The organism is Nostoc sp., assembly GCF_036919555.1.
Classification (GTDB): Bacteria; Cyanobacteriota; Cyanobacteriia; order Cyanobacteriales; family Nostocaceae; genus Nostoc.
This window is the reverse complement of record NZ_JBALCS010000105.1, coordinates 1-8,603: the sequence shown is the minus strand read 5'-3', so window position 1 is coordinate 8,603 and position 8,603 is coordinate 1. Positions and strand designations below refer to the sequence as shown.

General features: G+C 41.9%; 9 protein-coding genes and 2 pseudogenes. 6 read left to right on the top strand and 5 right to left on the bottom strand.

The features are described 5' to 3' along the window. Window positions 1-91 precede the first annotated feature (91 nt). Window positions 92-322 (bottom strand): annotated as a pseudogene (locus V7K36_RS29825) (Uma2 family endonuclease); the annotation flags it as partial. Window positions 323-476: 154 nt separating this feature from the next. Between V7K36_RS29825 and V7K36_RS29820 the strand changes: the two are divergent. Continuing rightward, window positions 477-1,805 (top strand): hypothetical protein, encoded by a 1,329-nt coding sequence (locus V7K36_RS29820; protein ID WP_335121259.1) that lies wholly within the window; start codon window positions 477-479, stop codon window positions 1,803-1,805. Window positions 1,806-1,965: 160 nt separating this feature from the next. Here the strand turns inward: V7K36_RS29820 and V7K36_RS29815 are convergent, their stop codons facing one another. The 3 genes and pseudogenes from V7K36_RS29815 to V7K36_RS29805 all read right to left on the bottom strand — a co-directional run. After that, a complete protein-coding gene (locus V7K36_RS29815) occupies window positions 1,966-2,403 on the bottom strand; it encodes a response regulator (protein WP_335121258.1) in 438 nt (145 codons plus the stop codon). Between the two features lie 323 nt (window positions 2,404-2,726). Next, on the bottom strand, window positions 2,727-4,115 hold the full coding sequence (locus tag V7K36_RS29810; protein ID WP_335121257.1) for a DUF3370 domain-containing protein: 1,389 nt from the start codon (window positions 4,113-4,115) through the stop codon (window positions 2,727-2,729). 139 nt (window positions 4,116-4,254) lie between these two features. Next, a pseudogene (locus tag V7K36_RS29805) lies at window positions 4,255-4,446 on the bottom strand (peptidase C15); the annotation flags it as partial. Between the two features lie 58 nt (window positions 4,447-4,504). Here V7K36_RS29805 and hisH point away from each other — a divergent pair. Next, a complete protein-coding gene (hisH, locus tag V7K36_RS29800) occupies window positions 4,505-5,140 on the top strand; it encodes an imidazole glycerol phosphate synthase subunit HisH (RefSeq protein ID WP_335121255.1) in 636 nt (211 codons plus the stop codon). Window positions 5,141-5,272: 132 nt separating this feature from the next. Beyond that, complete coding sequence (rsmD, locus tag V7K36_RS29795) at window positions 5,273-5,818, top strand: 16S rRNA (guanine(966)-N(2))-methyltransferase RsmD (RefSeq protein ID WP_335121254.1); 546 nt, start codon at window positions 5,273-5,275, stop codon at window positions 5,816-5,818. 100 nt (window positions 5,819-5,918) lie between these two features. On the opposite strand, the gene petG is transcribed toward rsmD, so the two are convergent. Further along, complete coding sequence (gene petG, locus V7K36_RS29790) at window positions 5,919-6,032, bottom strand: cytochrome b6-f complex subunit V (RefSeq protein WP_063721252.1); 114 nt, start codon at window positions 6,030-6,032, stop codon at window positions 5,919-5,921. Between the two features lie 210 nt (window positions 6,033-6,242). Here petG and V7K36_RS29785 point away from each other — a divergent pair, with 210 nt between their 5' ends. The 3 genes from V7K36_RS29785 to V7K36_RS29775 all read left to right on the top strand — a co-directional run bounded on the left by V7K36_RS29785 (window position 6,243) and on the right by V7K36_RS29775 (window position 8,233). Beyond that, window positions 6,243-6,617 (top strand): cytochrome c, encoded by a 375-nt coding sequence (locus V7K36_RS29785; protein ID WP_335121253.1) that lies wholly within the window; start codon window positions 6,243-6,245, stop codon window positions 6,615-6,617. A 535-nt stretch (window positions 6,618-7,152) separates the two neighbouring features. Beyond that, window positions 7,153-7,953, top strand: a complete 801-nt coding sequence (locus V7K36_RS29780; protein WP_335121252.1) for a peptidylprolyl isomerase — start codon at window positions 7,153-7,155, stop codon at window positions 7,951-7,953. A gap of 22 nt (window positions 7,954-7,975) precedes the next feature. Continuing rightward, window positions 7,976-8,233 carry a hypothetical protein gene (locus V7K36_RS29775; RefSeq protein ID WP_335121251.1) on the top strand — a complete coding sequence of 86 codons (258 nt, stop codon included), beginning with the start codon at window positions 7,976-7,978 and terminating at the stop codon, window positions 8,231-8,233. The last annotated feature ends 370 nt before the right edge of the window (window positions 8,234-8,603 follow it).

Here is an 8,603-nt window from a genome sequence, read left to right as displayed (position 1 = left end):
CAATCGAATATGCTGCCATCTCTAAATAATCTGTTTTTTTACATCTTTCAAGTTTACAATCTTTGTGGCTGGTTTGATATCAAATTGCTGTAATCGACTCAATATGTGCTTTGGTGTCTGAAATATAAGCCTGACAACCACTCCCGCGCAAATGATTTCTCAACATAGCAAATAGATTTCCGCTAATAATTACATGGGTATTACTTGCTCCTGCCATTGCGTAAACCTGTCCTTGTCTATATTCATGCTTGATAGGACTGCTTTCTTCTCCTTTGAGATAGTCTTCTGGAGAAATATAGCTAGAATTTGGAGTTGCAACCATCTGTAATGACCTTGTGTGATGCCTTGTATCTAATTTAAGAGAAGCTTGACGGCTAAATCCGCTAGGTGTGTATCTCCATAAATCTAGCTATTGCTAGATGCTGAAATTCTCTCAAAAGCTATAATTTACATCTGTTGCACCGAGAGATTAACTTGTGGATGTCATATTAGAACGATCGCACCAATTAAAACAAGCTTTAGTTGATTTTGTCCTTGATGCTGAAGGCGTACTGGCACAAGCACTGGAAACTTATGCCGCCGCACAGTCGCGCCGTGGAAGTGGGGATAGTACGCAGCAGGACTTAATCATCGATAGCTTTTTGACAGCCGGGAAAGTCGGTGATAAGTCACCATTAGAGTTATTTATCGAAAGCTATCCAGATTTAGAAGAAAGCGATCGCAGCCTGATCAACAGTTGGCATCATAGTTTTATTGGCTTATTTGCCATAACTAATATTCTACCTGATGGTTTTGAATTGACGAACTGGTTGACAGATAAACGCTACATCGTCAAGCCAAACAATACTCAAACATTACAGGCAATATCTCGGTTGAAACCAGGAGAAATCTTACTAACTCGCATTTCTCCTGTTACCGATAGCTACTGGATGTTTTCTGGCCCCTACACAATAATGGGTAAATTAGGTAAACCAAAACTTGCTGTAGCAATTGGTAATTTCAAAGAAAACTATAAAACTAATCTTTACAGCGATGCTCCCGACTTGCTAGAGGAAGCTTGGCAGTCAGTAGTACAATATCATCAGCAGTTTGTGGACTTTTTTGGCACTGATGAAATCACACTATCTGGATACCAACTTAATAAAAAAATAGCGGAATTTCAAGAAGTAATTACTGAAAAAACCTTTTTAGCAGCAGGAATTGATACTTCTAAATCCTTAGCGGAAGTGGCAGAAGCAGCTGGTATTGGAGATGATGAAATCAAAGCAGTAGCACAAGAATTTGGTGCTGATTCAAACGTAGTCTCTCAGATGTTTAACAGCAAAAGCGGCAATAGCAAAATGGTTATGCCAAAGGTTGATTTACCTGCCGAACTCAGGAAAGCAGAACAGGTAACGGTTCTTTCTCATCCCCGTTGGGGACAAATGTTTTTACCAACATATAGTAAGGTACAAGCAATTTTATCGGCAGAGGACTGGCAAAGTGTTCAAGGATCTGAAAAACTAGTTCGCTACTACTTGGAAGATAAAAGTATTAATGCTTTTATCTGGCATCGATTAGCACAACAGTATCCAACTCAATTAGAAAATGTGTTACAAACACTTTTGCAACGTCCAGAGTTTCACCTTGAAAGTGACTTGGATGTACTTTTGCAAGAATTTCACAAACCTATTGAGCCAGAGTTGCCAGAAATTGCTAGTGTACCCATACATTTGCATAACTTATTTCAGGAAGCTTTAGGAGAAGTTAATAAATCTAAGCCCAAGGGTAAAGGGCAAAAAAAACCAGCAAAGGGTTTTCAATAAGGTTAACAAATATATCTAAAATCTCACCCTACCCACTTAGGGTTATATGGTTTCCAAGGTAGAGTCGTTTGTAGGAGCGTACAGCTAGCTGTACGCACTCACCCGCTATTGGGTGAAATCAGTGTCAAAAACGACATGAAGACCGAGCATTTATATTTAACTAAATATCAGTAGATAGCAGGTGAACAATCTCACTTACGATTTCCTCTGGACTGTCAAGCTTGACTAGAAATCGATTAAAACCAGCATTCAAAGCCTTATGACTTGAAACCTCGCGTGTATAAGAAGTGATAGCGATCGCGGGCAACTGTCTTATAGATGGGCAAGAATGCACCCGAATTTGCTTAATTAACCAATTTCCATCATGATCGGGCAACTTCACATTGCACAGCAGAATATCGGGATGAAGCGATTCGACCAAATCAAGGGCTGCTTCTGCATCCGTTAAAGCCATGACCTCTGCACCTGCTGCTTCCAAAATGAAGATGAGCAAATCTGCAATATCTGGCTCATCCTCTACCAGTAAGATCAGGGTTCCAATAAGGTGCTGGAGCGAATTTAACTCAGTTTCTTGATTGATTTTTTGCTCGGTTGCCATGCCGTCCTTTTATTGCCTGCTATAGTCTGCTATTTCTATTGCAATGCATGGAGCGGAATAAGTATTCACCCTAAATACACAAACTTGGGGTGAAAAGCTTTATCAATATGAAGAAGTTAATTCACCGATCAACTCATCTATGTCCACAGGCTTTAATAACCATTGGTCAAACCTTGCTTCCGACTTCGGAAATACAGCTTCTAACTTTTCGAGTGCTGTGACTGCTATAACAGCGTATAATTAGTAACGTTATGAATCAGCTGACTAATATTTTTTGGTAATAGGTAATTGGAGAAAAACTATTACCCATTACCCATGACTCATTACCGAGGTTCGGCTTGAGTTGACACTGTTAATACTTGCGGTGGTGTGGCATCCGGCGGATAGAGAAAGTCTACTTCTACTAAGGAGCGATCGCCTGGTTTCATCTTTAATAAAACTAACGGTTCCCCTGGTTGACCTCTCCTTTGCACTAAATGCACAAACTCTGTTTTTGGCTGACCTTGGTCATCTTTGTAACGTACCCGCACCGTTCCTCGGAAGAATACTTGAGGGGCTGGTGTACTCAAAAAGCGTAACCCCAGTTTTCCCAACTGATCCTCTTTGAGTGGCGTTTGTATGGACACACTAACAATTTGAGGACTTTGAGTATTATTGTATAGCGGCAACTTCAGATTATATTGAATTCCATAATTGCCATGAGCGCGATATGCCGTGTCAGGATAGCGCACCAGCATAGGCGCACTTTGAATTTGACCAGTTCCTAATGTACGGCCATGCAGGGTACTCAGAGCGTAGGAAAACACTTGACTAGGCTGGGGAATAGTTAGATATCTTACTTGAGGATTATCTACTAATAAGGCTCTCCATAGTGAACCACTAGCCACTCCAGCAACACGCCCATAAGTTATAGGTTTGCCAGTTTGCTCTAGGGGAGTGGGCGCTTTATCCCGTGGCCCAGCCAAATCACCATTATCTAGTAAATTCTGCCACTCTTCTAAAGTAGGCGATCGCTCACTACCATCAGGATTCACCCGTGCAAACATCGCTAGGCTAGCTGCATAGACAGTGCCATTACTTTGCAGTCGCATTAACGTAGACCGACCATTTAAGGGTGGTGTTAATCCCTGGACAGGAATGGGCAAATTTAATAACATCCGACTTTGCCCTGGTGGAATATCAATTTGGGCAGGGAAAATCTCTTGTCGCTGTCCCCTAAGCACATCAGACATGACGCGATCGCCAGGCCCGGCAAAAACTTTACCTAAAAGATTTTGACTCAAAGATGGTAACTGAATAAATGGTGCATCCGGTTGACTCAAATAACTCGCCGCCTGCCAAATGTTTACCTTCACTGCTTCAGAACCAGGGTTATGCAGAATTATCCCCAGATAGAGCGATGTCTTCGACGGGCTACGCCTACGCAAATTTTCTGGTGGTTCCGCCTTAGTAATGTGGTGGGCAAAAATATCAAATCGCCCCCGAAAGGGAAAATTCAAATGTGCCGTTGGTACTCTTTTACCATCTGGTGGAAAAGTCGAAAGTAAAATCCCTTCTTTCAAGACCAACTCTGGACTATTACTGTTAAACGTTGGCACTGTATCCAGTTGTCCTGGTAAAGCACGCATTTCTTGTGGTTGCAACACTTCTTCAGGTGGTAGCGTGGCAGGAGTTGTTTGGCCAAGCAGAAAATTTAGTAACAATGACAACATAAATTTAAATATTTTCTCCACCATACAGGCACCGACAAATTTATGAAAGTGCCAGTTTGTTAATAATTAATACGATTGAGAACCGGAACGTGGACAAAGATACAACGTGTCCTGAGTTTTTTGGGTTAAGTAGTCCAACTTGGATTGCATTGATTTGTTCAATTACCTGAGTACTGGCAAGTTGCACATCTACGGGTAACTGGCGTAAAAAACTTAAGTCATGCGGTATCAGATCAAGTTTGGTCACTTCAAATAATAAATCATCAAAAGAATTCGACTGTTGATCCTTTAGCCAAATATCAAAAGAAGTTAATAGAATTCTTTTCTTCATAACAAATATTATTTAGAATAGAAAAACCCTCCATAATAAATTTACAAGGAGCAGGTAAATGCCACTTATTGCGGTCGTAGACTACGAGATGGGAAATTTGCACTCAGTCTGCAAAGGCTTGGAAAAAGCTGGGGCAACTCCTAATGTTACTTATTCTCCAAAGGAATTAGAGCAAGCAGATGCAATAGTCTTACCGGGAGTGGGAGCATTTGATCCAGCAGTGCAACACCTGCGAGCGCGTGGTTTGGAACAACCAATTAAAGAAGCGATCGCATCTGGTAAACCTTTCTTAGGAATTTGTTTAGGATTGCAAATTCTTTTTGAATCAAGTGCAGAAGGTACTCAACCAGGACTGGGAATTATCAAAGGAAAAGTGCGGCGGTTTCGTTCAGAACCTGACATCACTATTCCTCACATGGGTTGGAATCAACTAGAAGTGACTCAGCCAAAAAGTATTTTATGGGAGCATTTACCGTCCGATCCTTGGGTGTATTTTGTCCATTCCTACTATGTTGACCCAATAGACCCGCTAATCCGTGCAGCAACCGTCACCCACGGTACTCAAACCGTCACAGCTGCGATCGCCCATAAAAACCTGATGGCAGTCCAATTTCACCCCGAGAAATCCTCTAATATCGGATTGCAAATCCTGTCTAATTTCGTTGCTCAAGTCCGCGAAAAAATTCCTGCCTAATATTCTTTTTGTCATTTGTGATTTCTCATTTGTCCTTTGTTAATACGTGAAAATGGCCATTGACTAATACTTTTCTACGAGAGGCTGCGCCAACGGCAACCCTCAGTACAAGTGCCCAATCCCCAATGACCAATGAGTCTAAGAATTTACGGCAATCGCCAGCTAAAAACTTTACCAGGAAAAGAAACTAGACCCACCAGTGCGCGGGTAAGAGAGGCAGTCTTTAATATTTGGCAGGGACAAATTGTAGGTTGTCACTGGCTAGATTTGTGCGCCGGCACTGGTTCAATGGGCGCAGAGGCTTTGTGTAGAGGAGCTAACTTAGTAGTCGGAATTGAACAATCGAGCCGAGCCTGTGCCACCATCAAAGAAAATTGGCAGCAGGTAACTAATGCCAACCAAGAATTTCGGGTATTACGGGGAGATATTACCCAGCAGTTAAAGACTTTATCAGGCAAGCAATTTGATAGAATCTATTTTGATCCACCTTATGCCAGTGGATTGTACCAGCCAGTATTAGAAGCGATCGCTCACTATCAACTTTTAGATCCTAGCGGCGAAATCGCAGTGGAACACGCCTCACAAGGTTGGACACCGCCAGAGATTCCTACTTGGGAAATTTGCCGCCAGAAAGTTTACGGCAACACATCACTTACTTTCTACAGAATTGGGGAATGAGAAAAGCAGGAGAAGCAGGGGAAAAATAACTCTGACTCCTGCCTCCTGCCTCAGCACTCAGCACGGGCTAAACGCCCCGCTAACGCGCTAACAGCACTCCTTATCCCCCCAACTGATTCGGGCGCTTGTATTGCTTATAGGCAGCGTAAAACAGTCCGGCGAGTGTGACGAAAACTAGACCAAGGACAATACCTGATAGCAGGGGTTCAACCACTGTAAATCTCCTCTTTGTAATTATTAAATATTCGTTGCCTGTTTTTTATTTTACCAAATTTGGTATGAATCCTGCGCCCTACAGCCTTTTTAGAGGGTGGCTGCCCACAAGAAAATAGTCTTCTGTGCTTGCAGACACAATCAAGAACTTTTAAGCTATGTGTAGGAAATGAAAACTTTTTAGCACACCTAGACTTTCACAGCAAACCTTTTGGATAACCAGATTACCAAACCTGAAATTTTGATTCAGCGAATCGTTTTATTGACGCTAGCCATACTGCTAGCAGTCCCTTTGGGCTTTTTTGGTGTTCAGTTTGTTCAAGCCTCCGATCCATACGTCAAGAGTGTTCTATCTCTAACAGGAAACCCAGTTCAAGGACACGCGATCTTTCAAATTAACTGTGCTGGTTGTCATGGTTTGGAAGCAGATGGGCGAGTGGGACCCAGTTTGCAAGCTGTTTCAAAGCACAAGTCTCGGTATGGGCTGATTCACCAAGTGATTAGTGGCGAAACACCGCCAATGCCAAAATTCCAACCTAGTGCCCAAGAAATGGCGGATCTTTTGAACTATTTAGAGTCATTATAGACGTTAGAATTTTTGGTTGTGGGATACATAGATGGCTCATAGAAAAAGGCAGCATTGGATGTGCTGCCTTTTTCCATCTCTGATAACTCTTAATAGACCACGAGAATTTGTAAATGTTCAAAATAAGCGCGCCTTGTTACTAACAGTCCATGTGCAAAGCCCACCTTCAGAATGAAACAAAGCTAGAGTTATAGCAAGTATTTCTACCTAACTAAAAACACCTTTCTTAGGAGAGGACTATCTCAAAGCACCCTAGCTCAGTCTAATAACTTCGTCTTCTAAGTTGCAGTGGAGAGAACAGTCATTAGTCATTTTCCTTTGTTCTTGTCTTCACATTTGGTCGTATTTACGTAGAATCTTTGATAAAAACTCAAATAATGTATATTTTAAAGTATGTTAGCAAGTCACTATTTAATTATTACGAAAGTGAGGTATGCTAACCTCACTCGGTAGGATTAAGACAAAAGCTCCCAGTAAATGGGCTACGGTATAGCTTCTTTAACAAACTAGATATTCTTGAGATGCCCGAAAGCTAATGACTGAAGCGATCCAAATCGGTAATCGTACAATCACAGCTAGTGAACTGATTTCCTTACTGGCAAATTACCAAATGCTGCCACAGTTGCAGCGCGAATTGATCATCGATGAGGCGATAGAGCAAAACTCACGCTCCGCGAAGGTAGCAATAGAGTGTACACTTGAGGAAGTAGCCCAAGCTAAACAGCAGTTTTACGCTGAAAAACAGTTCAAAAATGAAGAAGACATCCAGGCTTGGATGGCACATCAAGGGCTGACTCCCGAACAACTAGAAGTTATTACCACTCGTAAGCTGAAAATTGAAAAATTCAAGCAAGCCACTTGGGGTAATAAACTCGAATCCTACTTTTTTCAGTCCAAGGCAAAACTAGACAAAGTAATTTATTCCCTGCTGCGAACCCAGGATGTGGGAATTGCCCAAGAACTTTACTTCCGGATTCAGGCAAAAGAAAACTCTTTTGCTGGCTTGGCGCGGGAATACTCACTCGGTCCAGAAGCCCAAACTGGTGGCTTAGTTGGCCCGATTGAACTGAACGCACTACATCCGGTAATGGTGCAAATGCTCTCTAGTAGTCAACCAGGTCAGATATTGCCTCCTACCCGCATAGCTGACTGGTTTGTGATTTTACGGCTGGAAAAATTTATCCCAGCACAACTGGATGAATTCATGAAAGTGCGCCTGCTGAATGAACTCTTTGAAACCTGGCTACAAGAACAGCAAAAGCAAATCATGTCTGCACCACAAGGAGAGGGAGACAGGGGACGACAGGGAGAAGCCGGCGATAAACCTTTAACCTAAGCATGGGAGATGGCTCTCATGCTTGGCTTCAAAACCGAAAGTAGCGATCGCTCTATTAGTTTTCCAGGCTGGACGAGCGATCGCTTTTTATGTTGTTTATATTTTAGGTAGTGCAAGACTAGGCGAGCGCAGATTTACATTTCGCATTTCTTCAATCATAAGGGATTTAAGGGCGATCGTGTTTGATGGAGTGATCCGATCGCCAACTATCAATTCTTTCATAAACCGTACCCTTTCAAATGAGAGATCACAAACCAAGAATCTGTTTCTTCTTCGCTAGCTAAGAAACAATTCGCCTCAAATTGAATTATTAATGATTATCATTATTATTGGAGCGTGGATTTTTGGTTTTTGTTGATTAATATCATGTCCGGTTAAACACTTATAATATCATTAGGTTGGGTTGAGGAACGAAACCCAACATTTGATCGTTATTCATGTCGAGTTTCACTGCCGTTTAACCCAACCTACATTAATAAATTTTATTATAAGTAATCAAGCGGACATGATATGATTTATTTTTTGGAAGCCCCTTATCCAATACTAAATTCCGGATAAACTAAAGCCCCCTAGCAATGACGTGAGCTAGAGGGCTTTAGTTTGTAAAATTAAACCTGGCATCGAGCTATTTTTGCGTAGGGCTACCCCTA

Coding starts and splice junctions, on each gene's coding strand:
- V7K36_RS29815 (WP_335121258.1), bottom strand. CDS start 2,403: ATGGCAACCGAGCAAAAAATCAATCAAGAAACTGAGTTAAATTCGCTC.
- V7K36_RS29810 (WP_335121257.1), bottom strand. CDS start 4,115: ATGTTGTCATTGTTACTAAATTTTCTGCTTGGCCAAACAACTCCTGCC.
- hisH (WP_335121255.1), top strand. CDS start 4,505: ATGCCACTTATTGCGGTCGTAGACTACGAGATGGGAAATTTGCACTCA.
- rsmD (WP_335121254.1), top strand. CDS start 5,273: ATGAGTCTAAGAATTTACGGCAATCGCCAGCTAAAAACTTTACCAGGA.
- V7K36_RS29780 (WP_335121252.1), top strand. CDS start 7,153: ATGACTGAAGCGATCCAAATCGGTAATCGTACAATCACAGCTAGTGAA.